The 24,681-nt window shown below is 60.7% G+C and carries 1 protein-coding gene (only partly in view); it reads left to right on the top strand.

Annotated elements, in window-relative coordinates; genetic code table 11:
• On the top strand, positions 1 to 24,681 hold part of the coding region annotated (locus tag QQJ96_RS14515; RefSeq protein WP_284332734.1) for a CARDB domain-containing protein (this coding region is incomplete at its 3' end). Its footprint begins 9,464 nt before the window's first position; 24,681 of 34,145 annotated nt are visible.

Raw genomic sequence — 24,681 nt, 5'->3', positions numbered from 1 at the left:
CCTGCTTGACCTGGGCAATGCCACCGCCTTGGCACCCAACGTACCGGTCAGCGGCAGCGACACGCTTGGCAACGCCGACATCTATCGCTTGACTGCAAATGCCGGCGACACCGTCACGCTTGCCAGCAGCGATACCGGCTTCAACTGGTCGCTCTACGACGAATTCGGCCAACTGGTAAAACAGGTACAAAACGCGGGCGCCATCACCAATCTGCCGCGCAGCGGCGTCTATTACCTGGTGCGCGACACGCAAGGCGACGGCAGCAGCACCACCCAGGCCTATAACTTCTCCGTCACCGTCAACAACCAGTTGCCAGCGCTGCCCCTTGGGCAGCCCTTTACAGCGACGTTGCAAAACGGCAGCACCGGTTACAGCGTAACCGTGCAACAGGCATCGATGCTATGGGTAAGCACCGGCGACTACTACGCCGACGTGCGCGTGAATGTCTACGACGCGCAAGGCGCCTTGATCTACTCAGGCACGCCCAAGGCCGATGACGACAACAATGCCGCTAATAATCAGGCGATTGTGTTGCCCGGCGCAGGTACATACACCCTCAAGATCAGCGACGTTAGCGGCAACACTTCTACGCGCAACGTCGGCCTGACTGTCAGTGATATCACCAGCGCGCCACTGCTGTCGTCGGAAACGCTGATGACCGGGGCGGTGAGCAATCCTGCGGTGGTCGCCTATCGGTTGAACTTGACGCAAGCGGGAAACTTCGTCTTCAGCATGTCGGGCAGCAACTATTACGCCAGGCTGCGCTTGGTGTCGGCTTCCGGCAAGACGCTGGCGTATAAATCGATCTACGATAACTCCGGTTATCTGCCCTTGGATGCGGGCAGCTATTACGTGCTGCTGGAAAGTGCCTACGGTAACAGTAGCTATAACTTCTACGTCGATACCACCGCGACAGCTGTGCCGCTTAACACTGTGATCAGCGGCACCCTGCCGACGCACCAGATTGCAACGCACTATACCCTGCACTTGGACAAGCCCAGCCTACTGGCTTTCCATGATTTGGGGACGACAGATAACGGCAACTACTGGTCGCTGGTCGATGCAAACGGAAAGGTCTATATCTCCGACACAATGAACGACTATCAGGACTACGCCAGCCTATTACCGGCCGGCGACTACGTGCTGACGATCGTCAATAACAGTCTCGATGCACAACCCTATAGCTTCAGCGTGCTCGATCAAAGCACCGCCACGCCGGTGACGGTGAACGCACCTGTCACTGTCAACGCTACCGATCCACGCGGCCTGCAGCTTTACAGCATCAATGTGCAGCCGGGAGCGCACTATTTCCTTGACGTGCTGACAGGCAACACCGGCAGCAACAGTGTCGGCCGGGCACCCGTCTGGACGCTGTTCGACCCGGAAGGCCGTGTCGTCATGAACGAAAGCTCCATGGGTTACGAGGCATACCAAGGGTCCCCAACGACATACCGTGCTTATGGCTACCCGGTCGACCTGGGCACGCTACTAGCCGGCGGCAGCTACACCCTGGTCGTCGCCAACCCTTATCCCGGCACGAACACGATCCCCAATCTCGCCTTCAATGTGGTCAAGGTGCAGGACCCGCCCACGGTGGTCCTGAACTCACTGGTCGCCAGCCCGTCTCCTGCACTGGCCGTCACCTCACTCAACATTTCCCCAAGCAGTGGCCTGCAAACCGGCCAGACCATCACCGTGCAATGGGTGGACACCAACCAGGGCACGCTGCCGACCAGCGGCAACTGGAACGACCGTATCATCGTGCGCAACACCGCCACCGGCGCCATCGTCGCCGATGTCACCGTGCCGTATGACGCGAGTGCCACCGGCAATGGCGTGCTGAACGTCAACGATGCGCGTAACCGCCAGCAGCAGATTCGCCTGCCCGATGGCAGTCCTTCCGCCGGCACCCTCAGCGTGACGGTGATCGCCGATTCGGACAGCGTCTTCAAGGAAACCGGCAGCACCGCGGCCAGCACCCAGATCAGCGTTGCGCTTGCGCCCTACGCCGATTTGCAGGTGCAGAACTTCACGCTGCAACCGGCAAGCAATTTCCAGCCGGGGCAAACCGTCACGGCCTCCTGGACCACGATCAACAAGGGCACGGCCGACGTCGCGCAGCCGTGGAGCGAACTGCTGCAGGTCACCAACCTCAGCACTGGCAACGTGGTAGCCACCATAACGCTGCGTGATACGCAAGGCACGCTGGCCATTGGTGGCAGCCGGTCGCGCACCAGCAGCTTCACCTGGCCCAATGGCATCGATGCCTCGGGCAACTTCGCGATCAAGCTGATTGCCGACAGCCTCAACGAAATCCCGGAAGCCAATCCGGTCAAGACCGACAACACCGCCGAGATCGACCAGGCGGTCGGCCCCGCTCTGCAGGTGAAAAACCTGCAAGTGACCAGCACCACGATCCGTGCCGGCGGCATGGTCACGATCACCTGGGAAGACTGGAACATGGGCGGTAGCGCTACCGGCGCTGCTTTCGACGACCGCATCCAGGTGACGCGTGCCGACTCCGGCCTGGTGCTGCTCAATACCAGCCTGGTGTACGACCCCACCGCGATCACTAATGGCCAAGCCAACGGCTCGATCGCTGCAGGCGACCATCGCCTGCGCAGCTTTACCTTCCGCTTGCCCGATGGCCTCGCCGGCGCCGGCAACCTCGGCATTACTGTTACCGCTGACAGCAATGCCGCCGGAGTACAGCAGTTGTTCGAGACCAGCGTGCAGAATGGTACGGCCAGCACCAATGTGCAGTCGGCCACCACGCCGTACGCGGATCTGAAGATCAGCAACGTCAGCGTGCCTGCCACGGGCATCGGCGGCCAGCCGGTGACGATCAGCTGGACGGTGACCAACAGCGGCCAGGCTGTCACCAGCGCTGCCTGGAACGACGTGATCATGCTCGGCACCGGTGCCACGCCGAGCCCCAACGACATGGCGATCGGCACCGTACGCCATAACGGTGCGCTCGCGGTCGGCCAGGCTTATACGCAGACTGCCGCGTTGAACCTGCCGCTGCTCAACGACGGCAACTACCATATCTACGTCGTCAGCGACGCGGGCCAAGAAGTGCTGGAACCGGATACCCGCGCCGACAGCACCAGTGCGTCCAGCCTGATTGCGGTCGCGGCGGCGTATTCGGATCTCAGCCTTACGGCTGTCAACGTGCCCGCCAACGTACAGAGCGGCGACAGCATCAACGTAAGCTGGACGGTGACCAACACCGGCAATGCTCCCACCAGCTCGCCGCTATGGAACGACCGCATCGTGCTGGCCAAGAGCAGCACGCCCTCGGCCAGCGACATCGTGCTGGCTGGCGCCATCACGCATACCGGCGTACTCGCCAATGGCAGCAGCTACACCGGCAATGCCACGCTGAGTCTGCCGCGCGACCTCACCGGCGATTACTACATCCTGGTCTACAGCAACAGCGATGGCTCGGTGGTTGAAAACGGCCATACCGCCGACAACCTGCTCGCCAGCAGCCTGATGCATATCGCGCTAGCGCCGGTGCCGAACCTTACCGTCACCAGTGTCTCAGGCCCGGCCGCGGTGCGGCCGGGCGACCCGATCACCGTGAGCTATATCGCCAACAACACTGGCAATGCTGCCACCACCGGTGCCTGGCGCGACCGCATCTACCTGGATGCGGGCAATGGCCAGCTGATCGAAGTCGCCAACCAACTTTACACCGACGGCATCGCCGCGAACGCCAGCGTCAACCGCAGTGTGACCTTCACGCTGCCGCCTGGTTTTGCCGAAGGCACGTACACCTACGTGGTACGCGCCAATGCCGATAGCACCATCTACGAGCGCGGCGGTACCGATCACAATATCGGCCGCGGCAATACTGTCGCGGTGGCCAAGCCTTACCTGGCCGTCAGCAGCGTTACCGGCCCGGCCACGCTGCAATCGGGCAGCAACCTGCACGTGCAGTGGACGGTCACCAACAATGGCGCCAACGCCACCGGCAACTGGGTCGATAGCGTGTATCTGGTGCATAACGGCCAGACCACCAAGCTGGCCGACGTGACCCAGAACGGCCCGCTGGCTTCCGGGTCCAGCTATACCGGTTCGTACGACTACCAACTGCCGCTCAATGCCAGCGGCGAATATGACGTGCTGGTGGTCGCCGACGCCAACCACGTCCTCAACGAACACGCCTACGACAAAAACAGCGCGCAAGCGGTCACGCAAGTGCAGTTGGCACCTTATGCGGATCTTGCCGTCAGCGCCGTCACCGCACCGACGCAGCTGATCGCCGATCCGGCGACGATGGACGTGAGCTGGACGGTAACCAACACCGGCACTGGAGCCGGCAACAGCACGCATTGGGTCGATCGCGTGATACTGACCACGCATGACGCGCCCGGCAACAGTGATGACCTCGTGCTGGGCGAAGTCGCACACGACGGTGCCCTGGCGCAAAACGCCAGCTACACCGGCCAGCTGCATGTGATGCTGCCACCAGGCATGAGTGGCCGCTACAAGCTGTTCGTGATCAGCGATGCCTACAGCCAGGTGTTCCAGAACGGCCTTACCGCCGTCAACACCGCGCAGGCGTCGCACACCGTCGACGTGATGCCCAAGCCCTACGCCGATCTGCAAGTGCAGTCGTTGACCACCCAAGGCAGCGCCAGCAGCGGCCAGCCGCTGACGGTGAACTGGTCGGTGATCAACAACGGCATCGGCATTACCGACAGCACGCAGTGGTCCGACCAGGTGTGGCTGAGCAGCGATCCTGCCGGCAACAACATGATCGCGATGCTCGGCAACGCGGATCATCTCGGCCAGTTGTCCGCGGGCAGCACGTATGCGCGCAGCATCACCGTGATGGTGCCCAACGGCCTGCAAGGCACTTACTACGTCAACGTGCGCGCCGCCAATTCCGGCCTGCCGTATGAATTCATTTACGGCCAGGACAACGTCGCTCACGTGGCGGTGCCGGTCACGCTCTCGCCCTCGCCCGACCTGGCGGTGCAATCGATCACCATCCCGGCACAAGCCACCGAAGGCTCGCTGATCGACGTAAGCTGGACGGTGAAGAACCAAGGGCAGGCGCCCGCCACCGGTCCCTGGAACGACGACCTGAAACTGGTGCCGGTGGATGGCAACAGCCCGGCCATCGACCTGGGCAGCTTCAGCTACGACCAGACCTTGGCGCCAGGCATCAGCTACCAGCACGACAAGCAGGTGCGCCTGCCTACGCATATCCAGGGTGCCTATCGCATCCAGGTCATCGCCAACTCCGATGGCGCGGTCTATGAAGACCCGTCCGTGCGCAACGACGAGACGCTGCTCAGCAGCGCCAGCATGACGGTCGCGCTGCAGCCGCGCCCGGATCTCATCGTCAGCAGCGTCACCCTGCCCGATCACGTCAAGGCCGGCACCAGCGTCGGCATCCAGTACACCATCCAGAACACCGGCAGCGTGCCTGCCACCGGCCATTGGCAGGACAAGGTGTACCTGTCGCAAACCGGCCTGCTCGACGCCACCGCGCAACTGGTCGGCACGTTCGACAACACCAGCGCGCTGGGCAGCACCGAGAGCTACAGCAACACCACCGCCAGCATCAACGTGCCGATCACCTTGCAGGGCGACTACTACCTGATCGTGGTGGCGAACGGCAACTACAGCCTCGACACCTTCCCCAACCAGGCCAACAACACCAAGGCGGTGCACTTCTATGTCGACGAAGTGCCGTTCGCGGACCTGGTCACCAGCAATGTGGTGGCCCCCGACCAGGCAGTGCACGGCGCCAGCATCAACGTCAGCTACAAGGTGACCAACCTGGGCAGCGCGCCCACCAGTGGGCTCACGGCAGACGTTAACAGCTGGACCGATACCGTGTGGCTGGCCAAGGACCCAACCCGCCCCGGCGCCAACAAGGGCGACGTACTGCTGGGTTCCACCGTGCACACTGGCAACCTCAACGTCGGCGACAGCTACCTGGGCAACATGCAGGTGACCATTCCCGACAACACGCTCAGCGGCCGGTACTACATCACCGCCTGGACCAACAGCTACGGCACCATCCTGCAGAGGGAGCTGGCCTCCAATACCAACTTGGACGACGCCCCCACGATCAACAACGACAACTACAAGGGCCGCGCAATCAGCGTACTGGGCATCACGCCGCCCGACCTGGAAGTGACCCAAGTCGTCGCCCCGGCCACGGCCGATGCCGGCGGCAACCTGAGCTTCAGCTACACCGTGCAGAACCAGGGCGATGCCTTCACCGGCAACTGGGTCGACACCGTCTACGTGGCCGACAACCCGGATATCACCCAGGCCAAGCACATCTGGAAACTGGGCGACTACAACCAGAGCAGCACGCTCAACAACGGCCAGAGCTACACCGTCAACCAGACGTTGCAGCTGGCGCCGGATATCACCGGCCGCTACGTGATCGTGCAAACCGACAGCAACTACTGGACGCACGCGCCCGAAGCGTGGCGCACGCGCGAAAAGGCCGTGGCCAGCACTGTCACCCCGCATCCGGCCAGCCTGCAAGTCACCGCCGTGCAATGCCAGCCGCAGAACTACTCCGGCGAAACCACGCCGATCAGCTGGACGGTGACCAACAAGGGCGAAGCGGTATGGCCAGCCGGTGCTGGCTGGGTCGATTCGGTCTACATCAGCACCGACCCCACCTTTATCCCCAGCCGCGCCACCGCCCTGGGCGCATTCACGCACTACAACACCAATGGCCTTGCCGCCGGCGCCAGCTATACCGCCACCGCCAACGTGCAACTTCCGCCAGGTACCAGCGGCACGTATTACGTCTATGTAATCGCCGATAGCGATTACGACAGCTACAACGGCGATCTCAATAGTCCGATACCGAAGGCGAATCCGCACAACGACGATCTCGACGGCGGCGATAACACCCAGGAGTTGGCCTACTACAACCGCCACGCCTATGAAGGCGGCAACCTCACCGGCCGTATTGGCGGCGGTTCGTTGAACATCACCTACCGCGAACCCGACCTGCAGATCCAGAACGTCAGCATTTCCAACAGCACACCGAACTCGGGCGACCTGGTGACGCTCACCTGGACCGTCAAGAACACCGGCACGCGCGCTACCCGCACCACCAACTGGAACGACGGCGTGTACCTGTCGCCGGATGGCTCGCTGGAAGCGGGTGACTACCCGCTGATCGAAGGTTCGCTGTACAACAACCCAGGCCGCGTGCAAGGCGTCTCGATCACCGATGCCAATGGCAATCCGGCTTATCTGCAGCCGGGTCAGACCTACACCGAAACCGCCTCCTTCCATATTCCGCAGTCGATCGGCGGCAAGTTCTACGTGGTCGTCAAGACCGACACCACCACGGTGAAGGACTGGCTAGGCGGCTCACCCAGCCTGATTCGCCAAGGGCTAGACGTCGTCACCGGCAGCGGCCCCGGTGCCGTGCCGGTGTATGAAGGCACCGGCGTCAACCGCATTACGTCGATCCCGATCACCGTCACACAGGTGACACCACCCTATCTGCAAGTCACCACGGTCACGGCACCGCAAGCAGTCACTGCCGGCCAGAGCTTCACCGTCAATTACCACGTCGACAACAACGGCGGCGCCACACCTGGCGACCAAAGCCAGTGGTACGACATGGTGTACCTGTCGCGCGACCGCACACTGGATCTGCAGCACGATCGTTACCTTAGCTACTCGACCCACACCGGCGGCCTCGCCGCGGGTGCCGGCTACGACGGCCAGTTCACGGTTACCGCGCCGAAGGATCTGGATGGCCCGTACTACGTATTCGTCGTCACCGATCCGGCCAATGTGTTCGGCAGCGGACCAGACGGCCACGTGCTGGAATTCCGCGTCGACAAGAACAACGAAACCGCCGCCGCGCAGCCGATGCTGATCAATGCGCCGCCGCCGGCCGACCTGGTGGTAGGCAACGTCAGCGTGCCAGCAACAGCGAACGTAGGCGACCCAGTCACCGTCACCTACAACGTCACCAACAACTCCACCAACCCAGCCACCGGCAGCTGGACCGATGCGGTGTACCTGTCGCAGGACAATACCTGGAGCGTGGACGACATCCTGCTCGGCAAGGTGGTGCACAACGGTGATGTGGCGGCCAATACCGGTTACACCGGTACGCTCACCGCGCAATTGCCGCCGCTGAAGGACGGCAGCTGGCGCGTCATCGTGCGCCCGGACATCTACGAAGAAACCGGTACGCCGAAGACGCTGACCGCTTCCGCCGCGACCATCCAGACGCAGGTGCCATCGCTGGCCGTGTCCAGCCCCTTGCAGACCACGCTCTCCAATGGCGACGTGAAGCTGTACAAGGTGAGCGTTGCTGCGGGTCAGACGTTGCGCGTCATGCTCAACGCGTTGGAAGCCAGCGGCGACAACGAGCTGTACATCCGCTACGGCGACGTGCCCACTACCTTCGCCTATGACGCGGCCTACAGCAACGCGTCCTCGGGCAACCAGCAAGTGGTGATACCCAGCACGCAGGCCGGCGATTACTACATCCTGGTGCGCTCGCGCACTGGCAGCAACGTGCCGACCACCTTGCGTGCCGATCTGCTGCCGTTGTCGATCACGCAAGTCACGCCCGACACCGGCGGCGTCAGCGATGACGCGCATCGCTGGGTAACCTTGGACATCTACGGCGCCAGCTTCCAGCCCGGTGCGATCGTCAAGCTGTCGCGCCCTGGTGTGTTCGAAGCCGAACCTTCGCGCTGGCAGGTGCTCGACGCCACGCATATCCGCGCCATTTTCGACACGCGCAACTTCCCGCTCGGCCTGTACGACGTCACCGTCACCAATCCGGACGGCCAAAGCGTCACCGAAGCGGATCGCTACCTGGTGCAACGTGGCATCGAAGACGATGCCACCATCGGCATCGGTGGGCCGCGCACGCTCGATCCGGGCGAGGCCGGCACCTATAGCGTCTCGCTGCAAAGCCTCACCAATGTCGATACGCCTTACGTGCGCTTCGACATCGGCGCGGCTGAAATGGGCTATAACAAGGACCTGCTCGGCGAGCTCAATCTGCCGTACGCGGTGTTCGCCTCCAATGTGGGCGGTTCGCCATTCGGCAATACCGACAACGCACCGGCCAATACGCAGAGCTACGGCCAGACGCCCAGCACGCAGGCGCGTACGGATATTCCGTGGGCCTCGCTGGATGGCACCGAAAACACTTCAGGCTACAACCTCGCCCCCGGCTACGCCTTCGACGTGGCCGACCAGGGCACCGTGGGCATGACGTTCAAGCTGCAAACCTATCCTGGCCTGACCGCCTGGCTGAACCACGACTTCAACGGCTTGCGCGATGCGCTGTACGCCACCCATCCGGACTGGAAGGCGGAAGGTCTGCTCGACAACGGCGTCAGCGATCTGGACAAGGTCTCGCCAGGCCTTGCCGAACGTTTCAACGATCCAAAGGATCGCCAGCTCACGCCCAAGGAGCTACTGGCCGAATCGTTCCAGACCAACATTGTCGGCGCCGCCACCGCGCTGACGCGCGACGAATTCATCGCCGAACAGACCACCTACGCGCTGAAACTGCGCAGCGCGATCCTGGCCGACAAGACCGCGCCCAGTGCCTTGAGCGTGCTTGCTGCGGATGCTTCGCAATGGGTGAACGGTTACCTGGCCGCCTTGGAGCAGGCCGGCATGCTGCAACCGGCCGACCAGGCGCCGCCGATCAGCACCAACCCGCAAGTAGTCAGCCTCAATGCCACGCTCGCTGCCGGCATCCTGTTGTCGAAGGGCGGCGATAGCTATCGCACCCAAGCCGACATCGCCGGCTTCTTCACCAAAGTGCAGCAGTGGTATGGCAACACCGCCACCTACGCCGGCGATCCCAATGCCGCCAAGGACGCGATCGACCATTACGAGGTCCGTACGGACGATCAAGGCAACTTCGTGGAAGTCCCGGTGCCGGCCATGGCCAACCCGACCGACTACAACGTCGCCAATGAGATCGGGCACGCAGGCGTCACCCTGCAGTTCGAAAATTTCCGGGTCTTCGTCGGCAACCAGTCCGAACTGGAATACCTTCGCTCCGAAGGCCTGCTCGACCAGAAATTCAACCCGCTGCCAGGCAAGAGCCTGAACCTGGCGCAATACCTGCAACTGATGGCGCAGCAAAAGGGTGCCACGCAGTCGGCTATCAGCGTACAGGGCCCGCAAGGCACGGCGGTGGCCAGCGACGGCAGCGTGTATGTACCGGCTGCAACGCCCCTGCCCTACAGCTTCGCCTTCAGCAACCCGAGCGCGCAGGGCGTGGGTCAGATCCGCATCGTGACCCAGCTTGATCCAAACATCGATCCGCGTTCGCTGCGACTGGGTGACCTGAAGATCGGCGACATCAATATCCACGTACCCGCCGACCGCGCGAACTTCCAGGCCGATTTCGATTTCACCGCCAGCAAGGGCTACATCCTGCGCGTGAGCGCGGGCGTCGATGTGGCCTCGCATATCGCCACCTGGTTGATCCAGGCGATCGATCCGAACACCGGCGAAGTGATGCAGGACGTCAGCAATGCCCTGCTCGCCCCGGTTGCCGGCCAGAGCGCGGCGCAAGGCGGCTTTGTCAGCTTCACCGTGGCAGCGATGGCTGGTGCCAGCACCGGCGCGAAGATCACCACGCAAGCGCGCATCCTCTTCGATGGCGCCCCGCCGATCGACAGCACGCCAGTGACCACCACGCTCGATGCCAAGGCACCGACCACCACCGTCACGGTCACCTCGCAAGGCAACAACGCGCAAGGTGCACCGACCTACGATGTGAAGTGGAACGCGCAGAGCGATGCCAGCGGCATCCGTTTCGTCACGGTCTACGTCGCCACCAACGGCGGCGACTTCCAGATCTGGCAGCGCCAGGTCGACCCCAGCACCACCGAGGCAGTGTTCACGGGTGTTGCTGGCAATCAATACGAGTTCCTGGCCGTCGCCACCGACAATGCCGGCAATCGCGAAGCTGCCAATGTCACCAACGCCGTGCTGCCGGATGACGGCGCACGCCAAGCGGTGCTGGATGGCCTCGGCGTGACGCCGACGCTGGACCAGACCGCACAAACACCGCAAGCGCCACAGGACCGCACCTATAACAGCAACGCGCTGTTCCAACAGGCCACTCAGCTGTTGCCTGGCAATGTCGCCAGCAACAACCCAGGCGACCTCACCAGCGTGCTGGCGCCGTTCAGCACTCGCAGCCTGGCCGATGGCTTCAGCACCAGCGAAGGCGATATCGGCGCGATGGCCCTGGTGCAACTGCCGGACGGCTCATTACTCGTGAGTGCGGGCACGGAGCGAAACGCCGTGTACCGCTACTCCGCCAAGGATGGCGGCCACAGCACGACGCCACTCTTCACACTGGATCAACCGGTGCTGGACATGGCCGTCGATAGCTTGGGCCAGCTGTGGGTGATGACCGGCAATGAGTTGCTGCAAGTGGACCCGAACAGCGGCGCCGTACTGCGCAGTCTGCAAGGCCCGAGCAACCAGCCGCTGACGCATGCCTTGGCGATTCAACCGGGCACCGGCGACATCTATGTCTCCGACGGCAGCGGCATCGAGGTGTTCCACCCCAACGTCACCGATCCGACGCAGCAGTGGCAGCACTTCAGCAACACCCGCGTGTCGTCGCTGGCCTTCGGCCCGGATGGACGGCTGTGGGGCGTGCAGTGGAGCGGCAGCAACATCACCGCGGCCGACCCCAATGGCACCACGAACATCATCAGCTTCCCGATGAGCGGCGCCACCCTGGGCCGCGCCGAACTGGAATACACCATCAACGGTGTGGTCGACCACATCGCCTTCGGCCAGGCCGGCTCCTTGCTGGACGGCCTGCTGATTGCCACCGGCGGCCTGAACCAGCACGTTGCGATCAATGGCATCACCGACAGCACGCACGGCTCCGCCGTGTGGATGATCGAGCTGCAATCGCGCCGCGTGCTGCAAGTGGCCAGCGGCGGTACGCAAGGCGAGGGTGTGATCACCACCGCCGACGGCCGCATCCTGGTCGCGCAGACCAACAGCGTCGACGAAATCGCCCCCGCGCACGCACCGAAGGTGATCGCCACCAGCGTGCCCGATGGTGCACTGGTACCGCTGCCGCTCAACCAGATTGCGGTGCAGTTCGACCAGGACATGTGGCTGGGCAGCGATCCGCAATCGGCGCTGACCGATGGCTCGTCCGTACTCGATCCGTCCAATTACGTGCTGCAATCCAGCGATGCCGGCGCGCAGGCGATCTCGCCCACGGCGATCCGTTGGGATGCTGCCACACACACCGCGTATCTCGATGTCAGCGGCCTACCGGCCGGTCATTACCAGTTGACCGTCAGCGGCAACCTGCGCAGCGCCATGCAGTTGCGCATCGGCCAGGACAGCATCAGCAGCTTTACCGCCTTGCTCGATATGAGCGCACACGTGCAGCTGCACTTCAGCAATACCCGTGCCGATGACAGCACCGGTGCAGTGAGCTACGACGTCAGCGTGACCAATACCGGCACCGATGACCTGCATGGCCCGCTGATGCTGCTGCTCGATCCGGGCAGCTACTTCAACGACAGCATCACCGGTGCCACACATGGCACCGGCGATCAATCGGACCTGTGGGTGCTGGATCTCACCAGCAACCTCACCAACGGCACTTTGGCCGCTGGCGCTACGCTCGCCAACCAGACCATTACCGTCGTGCCTGCCAACCAGTTTGGCGGTGGCCTGGCGGATCTGGCGAAGTTCAACTTGGGTCATGGCATCTATGCGGTGCCGACGCCCGATCTACCGCCTGCCATCACTGCGGTGGGCAGCAGCGACACGCCGGACACCTTTACGCAAACCGCCACCGTTGGCCAGGCTTGGACGAGCCAAGTAGAAGCCATCGACAACAACAGCAGTGCTGTCTATTGGCAAGTAGTGCAAGGACCGGCAGGTTTGACGCTGACGCCGCCAACCAGCGTCACCGTGGATGCCAGCGGCAAACACCACGCCGTCGCCACCTTGAACTGGACGCCCGGCGCCAACGCCGATGCCGACAGCACGGTTGTGTTGCGTGTGGTCAATGCCAGCGGCAGCGTTACCCTGCAGACGCTGCACATCAGCGTGACTAACGGCAACCATGCGCCGGTGATTGCGCCGCAAGATACGGTGACGATCAACGAAGGCCAAACCTGGTCCTTGCCGATCAGCGCTTCCGATGCCGACGGCGACCCGCTCACGCTCAGCATGGGCAACCTGCCACCAGGTGCATCGTTCGATGCACGCACCGGCACACTCAACTGGACGCCCACCTACGACCAGGCCGGCACGTACAAGAACGTCACCATCACCGTCAGCGACGGCAAAACCACTACCAGCGAAAGCTTCGACATCGTGGTGAATACGGCATGGGCGCAGCCAGTGCTCGCACCGGTGCCCGCACAGACCGTGCGTGAAGGCGACACCTTAGGCCTGCAACTCTCCGGCACTGTGCCGGGTGGCTTGAAGCACGCCGACGGCACCACGGTGAAGCTGAGCTACAGCGCCCCGTACCTGCCCGCCAGCATGACCATCAACAGCGACACCGGCTGGCTGAGCTGGACGCCGGGCTACGACATCCAGGGCGCGGTCAGCGTGCCGGTCACGTTGACGGCCACCTACACCCTGCCTGATGGCTCCACGCAGGCGACAAGCGTGCAGCAGACTGTGCAGTTCAACGTGCTGCACGCAAACGGCGCTTTGCAGTTCGACGGCAACCTTGGCCAGCCGTGGACCACGCTGGAAGGCCAGCCGCTGAGCATCAGCGTGTTCGCCTTCGACCCCAATAATCCGCTGTTTGCACCCAAGGTGCGTCTGGCGCCCGGTACCCAGCCGGTCGACGAAACCGGCAGCAACGTCGCATCGACGGTGACGTATAACGTGACCGGCCTGCCGCAAGGCGCAAGCTTCGACCCGGATACGCTACAAATCCTGTGGACCCCGGGCTACAACCAGGCCGGCCAGTACAAGGTCACGGTGGTTGCCAGCAAGGCGGGTGACACAACCTCCACGCCGATCACCAGCACCGTGGTGATTCCGATCAACGTGGTGCAGGTGAACCTGCCACCCGCTGTTACGCCGATTGCCGATGCCACCGTCGCCAAGGGCAGCACGCTGGACATCCCAGTCAGCATCGCTGCAGGCGTAGGCGACAACATCAAGGTGACCATCGACGGCCTACCGCGTTTCGCCACCTTCACACAAAACCCGCCAACGGCAGATGGCCATATCACCGGCACCATTCACCTGGCGCCGGGCGACAACGACCGCGGTGACTACACGCTCACCGTAGTTGCGCAGAACACCGCCACCGGCATGGCCGCCTCGCAACGTTTCGTGGTCACCGCCACGAGCCTGACCGAACCGCCGGTCTTCAACCTGCCACAACAAGTGGTTGCGATCATCGGCCAGCCACTGAGCTTGCCGATCAACATCACCGATGCCGACCAGGATGCCCTGCATCTGACCAGCAACGGCTTGCCGATCAACGCCAAACTCACGCTGGGCACGCAATACGGCCAGGCGCTGCTGACGTGGACGCCCACCGCCAACGACGTCGGCCCACACGACATCGCCATCACCGTCACCGACAGCGGTCTGCCGCCACAGAACCAGGGTTACGTCAATCCGGCCAATCCGGTGCCCAACGTGGTGACGCACACGATCCACGTGGTCGTCGTGGCCAGCGACACGCCCCCGCAACTGATTGGTATCCAGGTCAACGGCCAGACGGTCAACGACACCGGCACCGCCACCACGCCGGTCGTCATCAACACCAGCGAGGGTAATCCCGTCTCGGTGGGTCTGTTTGCCAACGATGCTGCCGGCAACCTGATCAACTGGACCGCCACCGGCCTGCCGCAAGGCATGAGCCTCAACGTACCCGCTGCCGCCAACGGCAACCAGGCCACGCTCAGCTGGACGCCGGACATGTTCGCCTCCAAGGCCGGCAACAACGGTGTGTATGACATCACCGTCACCGGCAGCGATGGCTCGATGAGCTTTACGCGCACGCTCGAAGTGCACGTCGCCCACGTGTCGCTAGCACCGCAAATCGTGCCGTTGCCGCTGCAGCTGGTAAACGAAGGCAACACCCTCTCGTTCAACCTGCATAGCGTCGACGTCGACGGCAACCCGGTACACCTGAGCCTGATCTACGACGCCAACACGCCACCCGGCATCAGCTTCGACGGCAATAGCGGCTACTTCGAATGGACACCAGGCTTCGACACGGTGGACAAGGCGAATAGCCCAAGCAAGGACTTCACCTTCACCTTCCAAGCCACGGATGGCACTCTCACCAGCACGCAAACGGTGCAAGTACACGTTCTCGGCGTGTATCGCGCCCCGAGCTTGTCGGTGAGCAGCCATGCGGTGGTGGTGGGCCAAGCGCTCAGCCTGCCGATCCAGCTCGGCGGCACCGATACGCAGCAAGGCATCTACGCCAATGACCCGGATGGCAGTGCGCTGACGCAGGCGCTTACGGTGAGCTTTACCAACCTGCCGCAAGGCGCCAGCTACGACACCACCAAGCAACAGCTGAACTGGACGCCCGGCCCCGGCCAGGTGGGTGACTTCGTAATCACCGCCAATGTCGACGATGGTCACGGCAACGTCGTGCAGCACAGCTTCACTGTGCGCGTCGTCGCCGATGCCTCGGCCAACGCACCGAAGATCCTGGTCGACAGCGTACCCAGCACGCCTGCCCTACCCGGCCAGGACATCATGGTTACCGTGCGTGCGCAAAGCTTCAGCGCCGTCACCGGTCTGGCTGTGCAAATCCGCGGCACTGGCCTGGGCAGCGACCAGTGGCAGACCGTCGCCCTCGACAGCAGCGGCCGCGTACATCTGAAGGCGACGCAACCAGGCACCATCGACGTACGCGTGACGGCAACGGATGCGGATGGCTTCAGCGCCACGCAGGACAGCACCCTGCTGATCAAGGACCCGACCGCGCTCGCCCCCGTTGCCGCATGGAGCGGTGCGCTCAGCGGCGCTACGCTCAACAGCAAGCCAGTCGAGATCGACACGCTGACGAATCTGCAGGCCAATCTGCAAGAACTGCAACTGATGGGCTATCGCGTCGAGATCACCCCGAACGGCAGCAGCAATTGGCAGAGCTTGGGCCAGCAGAGCTACGACGCCAGCAACATCAACCAGGTGGTAAGCCTCGCTTCGCTCGACCCGGCAGCCTTCCGCAATGGTGTGTATCAGTTGCGCCTCACTGCGTGGGATCTGCAGGGCCGCACTACCGAGATTGATGCAAACATCATCGTCAACACTGCGCAGAAAAACTTCGGCCAGGACAACGTCGCCGATGTGACCTATCAGCTCGGGGGCCATGCCTTTACGGTCAACCGAAGCTTTGCCGGCAACACCGGCAACGCATTCGGCAACTGGGCCATAGCCGGCTTCGATACCGGCCTCACCACGGATCAGCCAGCCACTACCACCAGCGGCGCCACCGCGGCCTGGACCACCGGCAGCCATGTGTGGCTTTCGATCCCGGCCAACCTCAGCGATGCCAATGCGCCGCTGCAAAACCTAAGCTTCACCCTGGGCGCCAATGGCATCGCCATGCAGGGCAGCGCCAATGCGCCGCTGAGCTACAACGCTGACTTCGGCAGCAACCAGGGCTGGAAACTTGCGGCCACCAATGGCAACGCGCTGGAGCGCCAGGGCGGCCATCTCTACGACGAAACCACTGGCTTACCCTGGGTGCCCGATGGTTATGTGCTGACCGCCCCCGATGGCACGCAATACAGCCTCGACGCTACCGGCAAGATCACCGGCGTGACCTTCGCCGATGGCAAGCAATGGCTGGTCTCCGAAAGCGGCATCGCCCTGGTCGGCGGCACCGCCAGCGACCGTATCGACATCCTGCGCAATGCCAACGGCAACATCGCCCGCATCACTGGCCCGCTCGATGCCAACGGCAACACCCGCAGCATGGTGTATGCCTACGACAGCCAGAACCGCCTGGTACTGGCGCGCGCCCTCGACGGCAGCACCATGGGCACGCCTTATGGCTACGACAGCAACGGTCAGCTACTGACTGACACCATCACGGCCAACCTGGGTACTGCTGCCAACTGGATGGGCAACAGCACCGCCAACACCTGGAACGGCACGCTACAAGCCAACCAAACCACCAGCCTAGCCTTCACCATCCGCGATAGTGAACTGGCCTCCACCATTAAGGTGCCCGGCACTAGTGGTGCATTGATCGTCGCAATTAGCGCCACCTTCAGCGATCCGAACAGCACGCTGCAGGTAGTCGGCGGCGACGTGCTCGGCAATACCGTCGTCAACGGTGTGCACACCATCCTGGTGCGCATCACCGATGCCGGCATGAAACTGTTGCGCCTGCAAGGCACCGGCACTGCGAAGATCAGCGTCAGCATCGCGGGCGACCTCGGCCATCACGGCAAGGTCGATGGCAGCGATGCGGCCGCGCTGGACCAGGATATCGCCAGCAAGAACCTCGCCGGTGATATCAACGGCGACGGCGTGGTCGATCAAACCGATCGCGAAATCCTCTATGCCAACTATGGCTTCCAAGCTGCGTTGCCGCCGCTAGCGGCAGCCAACCTGCCGACCACGCTTACGCACGTTGGCTTGAGCACCACCATCGCCCTGGATCAGGTCGCCACGGATTATGCAGGTGAGCCAATCTACTGGCGTGTCATTGGCACCACAAATGGCACGGCGAAAGTGAGCAGCGACGGCAAATCGGTGATCTTTACGCCCACCGTCGGCTACAGCGGTGCAGCTACGGTCACTGTGCTGCCGGATGACGGCTATGCCCCCGGCGCGCCGATTACGCTGAATGTTAATGTCAGCTCTGCACCGCTAGTCGCGATCCATCTCACACCGATCACTGGCCTAGAACCAGGCCAAACTGTGTCGATCCAGGCCACATTGGACTTCGCCGACCAACTAGGCGTCACCGCCGATGCCGGTTATCTCACCGTCACTCTCGATGACTTGAGCGGCATAGGCTTAATCGGCAACCCTCCGATCAGTCTTGATCCAACACACAGCAAACTACTCTGCCAAGCAAGCGGCCCCGCGCTATTGATCGTTAGCCATACTGATGGCACTGGTGAAACGCTCAGGGCGGTTGAAGCGCTTAACGTTGCATACCCTGATAGTGCGGACAATCCTGAAGCAGACGATGATGTAACACAGTCCCCGGAGCAAACCACGGTATATCCGGGTTCGCTCAGTCTTGCACCTGGTGGCACACGCCAGATTGAAGTGATCGACGGCAACGGCCAGGCAAGCGCGATCAACACCGTGTATCCCATCGGGGTGCGCTACGTCTCCAGCGACGCCAACATCGCAACGGTTGATGCCAATGGCGTGATCACCGCGCTCAAGTCCGGGGCTGTCACCATTAGCGTGCTGCGCCTAGACAGCCAGATCGACGACAATGGTAACATCACCACACAGGCGATCGGCCAAAGCGACATCACGCTAAACGTCACCGCCACACAGGCAGAAGCCATCGATCCCACCACGCACGTTGTGCAAGGCGTCGAAGTCAGCAAGGATCAAAGCGCCGTCATCAGCGCTCCGACCGGCGAAACAGTGATGATCGGGGCCGGCATATTGCCGCAGAACACCCAGGTGGCGATCCAGCGCATTGATCTGACGCAGCTGTCTGCCGTTACTGGTTTGGCCGCACCGACTAGTACAGCACTCACCGCAGTCGGCGCTTTCAACCTCGATATGGGCAACACGGTCAGCACCTCTCGGGTGCAACTAGCTGTATCCCTACAAGGAAGCGCGAACGTTGGCGACGAAGTGATCTTCCTACGCCGCGGCAAGGTACTGACTCAAGATGGCAGCTATCAGGACACTTGGTGGCTAGTCGATAACGGCTATGTCGGTACAGATGGCATTGCGCGCACGGCCAGCCCGCCTTATGCCGGCCTCGATCGCTCTGGCCAATACCTGGTCTGTAAGGTCGTTCCCGGCAGCGTGCCACCTTATAGCTTCGATCTCGGCGATGGCGACTGGATGACCCTAGGCGGCCTTGGCATCAGTGTGGCCGGCGGCCTCACGGGTGCCACGATCCAGTCTGATGCATTGGCTACCCTGACTACCGAAGCTACCAGTCTTACAGCGGGCAACTACCACTTTGGCGTACCCCAATTCGCCAACTTCTTGCTACCCAAGATCGATCCGACCCAGAACCTTGATACGCAGGATCTCGAAACTCATCTCATTAACGTACTGCCACAGGCGACTACGCTGTGGGGTAATGTGGTGGTTCCCACGATCAAAGATGCATCCGTCACGAAGGACGGCGACGTCCAGCTTACCTTGGCCAATGCCAACCCTGGTCAGTTTCCCGGCCACATCATCGTGCGCATGATTCAAGCCAACGGTATCTCGGTAGATTTGCAAACCGTGGATGGCTCGCTGGCCGACGGCAGCATTATCACTGTGACACCCCCTGAGCACGTTGCCATTGGCACCGTCCAATGGCAGTTGGTGCGGAGCATTTCTACCAGCGAATTCACCGGCTCGGGCGAATTGAGCGATGACCAACCACAGGAATTCGCCAGCAATATCGTTCCGCTGAAACCGCAGTCGGACATGGCCGCGGTACTTACTCGGACAGGTCTAACGCTACTCCGAGAGCACCAACCGGTTGGCAGCGTCGCATTGCTCGACATCATGGGCGATCCAAACTCTCTTGGCGGCGACTATCAATACGGCAACAAAGTGCAGCCGGTGGTATTTACCGACGACAACACGCGAGTATTCGTCGGCGGTCGTGACGTAATTTACGAAATTGATCCACTGACTTCCAAACTGATCAATACCCTAGACTTAAAAGACGGCCAAGATGTCAGTAGCCTCGCAACCGTAGGCAACCTTCTGATGATTGGTGAGAGCGGCCCGCAAGGCCGACTACTGGCGATGAATATCGCTCCAGGGAGCAAGGACTTCGGCCAGATCGTTACCGTTCAAAGCAACGGTGCAAATAGTGCACCAAATGGCGTCAGCGGCATGACCATCGGCCCAGATGGCAATACCCTGATCGTCAGCCTACCGGTGGAAGCCAATACGTTTAGCATGGGCAACACCAAGCTACGCGGCAATGTGCTGATATTTGACCTTTCCACTTTCAATCCGGCCACTGGAAAGATCGCAGCACCAGTGATCGCCCAACTGCCTGATGACGGCATTAGCGGCAAGACCCCATACACCATCACCGCCACCAAGGATGCAGATCGCTACCTCGTCACCAATATCCACGACTACGACCGGGGCCTAGCGACGCTCACTCTTACACGGGATGACAAAGGTCACGTGATCTCCGCGGTGTTGAATAGCATCGATTTGTCTCAGCCCAATCAGGACATCACCCTCGATCGCCTCAATATTCAACGTGCGCAAAGCGCTGTGCTAGTTGAAAAAGACGGCGTGGAATACGCCATCGTGGCAGACGACAATCTCAATTATCTTGATCCGTACTACGAGGCGATGTTTACACCGCCGGATTACGAGTTCCTCTCGCCAGGCGCACCGCCTACCGCTATTGGCGGCTCTGCCACCGCACAGAAGGTGAACGTCGGTGGCAAGCTGGGCATCATCAAGGACCCGTTCGGCCTATTGGGCACGCCGCAATTCCTAGGCGCTACTCTGCCTCTGGCCGGTTACGGCATCCAAAATCTGTCCATCTCTCCGGACGGCAAGGTGCTAATCGGACAACTGGCAGGACGTTACAAGACGCCGTATGACATGTCCCAGGAGCCCAACCAATCGCACGCCTGGGACGTAGATGCGTTGATCCAGGCCGCCATTGCGCAAAACGGCAATTTAAGTACACACATTACATTGCCGTCTGACGCTGAACAGCTGATTCACGATCCGAACAACAATACAGAAGCCTCTGCTCCGATCGGAACATTTTTTGATGGAGACCCTGTCTATGTCCAAGCATCAGGCAACATGGGTGACGTTGTAGGCATAAACCTACGAGAACTAGTGGCCCGCCAGCTACTATTGAAGGAAAACAAGATCACTCAGGCAATTTACGACACCCCTTGGCAAAAGCTTTCCGACGACGCGCGCTGGGAACTGGAAGGTCGTATGGCGGATCTGGGCGATTTTTCGCTTTCTTCAGACGAAATCGCCGCGCTCACAAGCGACGACAGCATGATGAAGCTAGTTACCAAGGAAAACAGTGACGGCACTTACACCCCGGTATCACGAGCGTTCGACACAGCCACGGGCGATCCGTCTCTATTCACCGTCGATGCCGAATTCAAGGATACAGGCGTACTTTATTTTGTACCAAACATTACAGATAGCGGCTCCAATAGCGATATGGAGCGGCTGCGGATCGGCGAAACCCTGCTTAAAGAGAAATGGGCCAACTTTACTTTCCACTACACTGATGATGCGAACAAGAGCGCATCCGACAAAGAGACCGGCACACCCGGAACCGGCGAGGCTTTGGTGTGGGCAAAGGATTATGCCGCTGCCTCGAGCACTTTCTTTGGTGACAGGCCCTTGGATGACCCGGGATATTCAACCTTCAGACTCAAGGGAGGTGTCGGAGCCGGCGAACCCAATGATGTGCTGGACGTATATCGTGTGGAGCAGCGATTAAAGTATCTTGGCTTCCCAGCGTTCGGGTCAAAGGACACCACGCTTTCCGGCAAGGAAGTTGAGGAATTTTCCGTTAACGGGACATGGAATAACGACGTAAAGTACGCAGCATATCTGTTTGACAAAGTTGTCAATTACAGCCTTAGCGATCAGGTTTTGGTAACAAGACCAAACGGCGCTCTTGGGGCATACCCAAAAAGCCAACGCGCCACCTTTTACTCTACTCTCAACAGCGATGTTCAAGGCTTGTCTATATCCGGAACGGATCAGGACCAGATATATAAATATCTAAATGCGTACAATGCGCCGCATTGGATGAACATATCTCAAAGCATAAATCACCATCTAATGGCTGGATGGGTTTCTCAAGACACCCCAGAGCAATGGGGCGTTAGCTGGCTTCGTGACGCAATGGTCGCCGCCAATTTCGCGCCAAGCGCACTACGCTTAACGTCAAATGGAAGGCAGCGAACCCTTGAATTCAACTCATCGACGGATTCCAACGCAAATCATTCGCCATTTGGCCATGGAACGCATGATGTAGGCATGGCGTTGGATCTTGGCGTGCGGCTATTTATTTCCTCAATCGGACCTCAATTAAAAGATAAGAACGGTAACCCCGTCATTGATCCAAAGACAAAAAAGCCAGTCTATTTACCTGGAAATCAACATGTGAATGAGGGGCTCACCCTAGACGAGGCCACGCTAAAGAAAACATACGTAGATCCTAAGGACCCATCCAAAGGCACGCTGTACTCAAATATCCCGAATCTGGGAGCGTACGAACACGACCAATGGGATCTCGGCAACGCCATTTATCTTTCTGGCTTACTTTCATCCGGATCAAACGATCACGGCATTAATGATCAACAGGGCGCACTACGCGATTTCCTGTCGCTTTACGATGTGAGCCAGGACGATAGATCAAGTTGGCTTGCCTCAAATCTCACGTATGGAGGCTCAGCGACCGACCAAGAAATGAAGTCGCTTTTTGGCTCCGTCGGCGACAAAAATCCGCTAATCATCCAGCTCTTTATTGGAGACAAAAAAGCAAATCCATATTTGAATATTAACGAAATCCTTCATAGGGTAGGCATCACCTTTAGTAAGCAACTCCCACCGCACGAAACTCATTTTCATGTCACGTTCAGCCCTCCAGAGGCCAAAGACATCGCACCGGATAACCTGACCGTCTCCGCCACTCCAATTAACCTTTTACCTGGATCGGAAACGGGCCCATCCATCACGACAGCCAATGCCAATTCAGTTATTGATTACGCGCAAACCCTACTCATCAATGGCGATACCTCCACTTCCCTGACGCAACAAGTCAGCAATTTTTCACAGCAAACGACAATAGCTCCCCCCAGTTCCGAAAAAACAGTCTCGAGAACCGTTGCACCTGTTGATTTTAGCTCTCTTGCTTCTGGCATCGTTGGTGAAACCGAAAACGAAAACTCAAACCCAACTATTACGCTTTCATCAAACGCCGCTGGCTATGGCTGGTTTGTGGACTCCAATCCATCCAACAATCAAGAGAACTTCCTTCCCAGTTCCAGTCCGGACGTGTGGCTGGCCAAGCCTGGCAGCGCCGCTGCAGGTAAGATGGACCTTCTCTCCGTACTGCTGCACGAGTATGGCCATGCCCTGGGCCTGGAGCACAGTCCCGATAACAACGACTTTATGGGACCCACGCTGCAACCCGGTGAGCGCCGTCTACCATCGAAGGATGAGCTTGCGCTGATGGCAGATCTCTTGGCTGAGATAAAGACCGACGGCAACGCTCCAAACGATCCCAGCACACGGAGCCCGGCACTTCCCGGCGGGGATGCACTCGCCGCCATACTTGCCAACCGGCTGCACTACGCCGGCTATGTTGACAGCACCACAAATATGCAGAATGGCCATATTGGGCTACAGGACCTGCACGTCACCAACCACGCACTGACGCAGGGCAACTTCGACACCAGTGCTGGCTGGTCAACGGAAGGTTCTGTGCAAATCGACCACCACAGCGCCACACTCAGTGAAGGCTCTGGCAGCCAGACTCGTCTCAGCCAAAGCTTCATGCTTGGCGCCAACGACCGCTTCTTGCGCTTCACTGTCAACAACGTCGCACTGCAAAATCCAGGCGATGGTCCTGAAGATGCGTTCCAGGTGGCCTTGCTCAACGCCACCACCGGCACCTCTTTGGCCGGCGCTCTCGACCTTAGCCAGACCGACGCACTGCTCAACCTGCAAGGCGACGGCAGCTCGCATGTGGCGCAAGGCATCACCGTCATCAACAACGCCGACGGCAGCCGCACGTATATCGTCGACCTGCGCAACGTGCCCACCGGCACAGCGGTGAACTTGTCCTTCGACCTGATTGGCTTTGAGCCCTCGGGCAGCCATGTGACTATCAGCGACGTCGCCACCTTCGCGGTGCCGCACGCCAACGATGCCACCTTCAATGGCCTGGAGAACGGGGCCGTGGCTACCACCATCACCGGTAACGTACTGGTCAACGACACCGACCTCTTTGGTGCCGCACCTAAGCTCGTGACCGGCCCCGCGCATGGCACCCTCACGCTCAATCCCGACGGCAGCTTTGTCTATACGCCGAACTATCTGTTCTACGGCGACGACAGCTTCACCTACCTGCTCGACAATGGTGCTGCGCAGTCCAATACGGCGACCGTCCATCTCAGTGTCGCCTACGTCAACCAGCCCCCGACCGCGAAGAATCAATCGCTAAGCTTGCTCGAAGACGGCAACGTCAAGGTGGATTTCCACACGTCGACCAACGACGTGGATGGCGACCCTCTGACCTACCGCATCATCCAGGGGCCGCAGCACGGCACCGTCACTCAGAACACCGACGGCACCTTCACCTACAAGCCCACGGATCTGTACTACGGCAACGACAGCTTCACCTACGTCGCCAATGACGGGCAGCTGGATTCCAACGTCGCCACCGTCAGCTTGAACGTGGCTTTGGTGCCACCGACGGCGGCCAACTTCAGCTTCTGGCTGCACAACAACTGGACGCGTACGCT

The organism is Dyella flagellata (assembly GCF_030160275.1).
Classification (GTDB): Bacteria; Pseudomonadota; Gammaproteobacteria; order Xanthomonadales; family Rhodanobacteraceae; genus Dyella_B; species Dyella_B flagellata.
The sequence above is the reverse complement of the archived record's forward strand: the minus strand, read 5'-3'. Positions and strand labels throughout refer to the sequence as shown.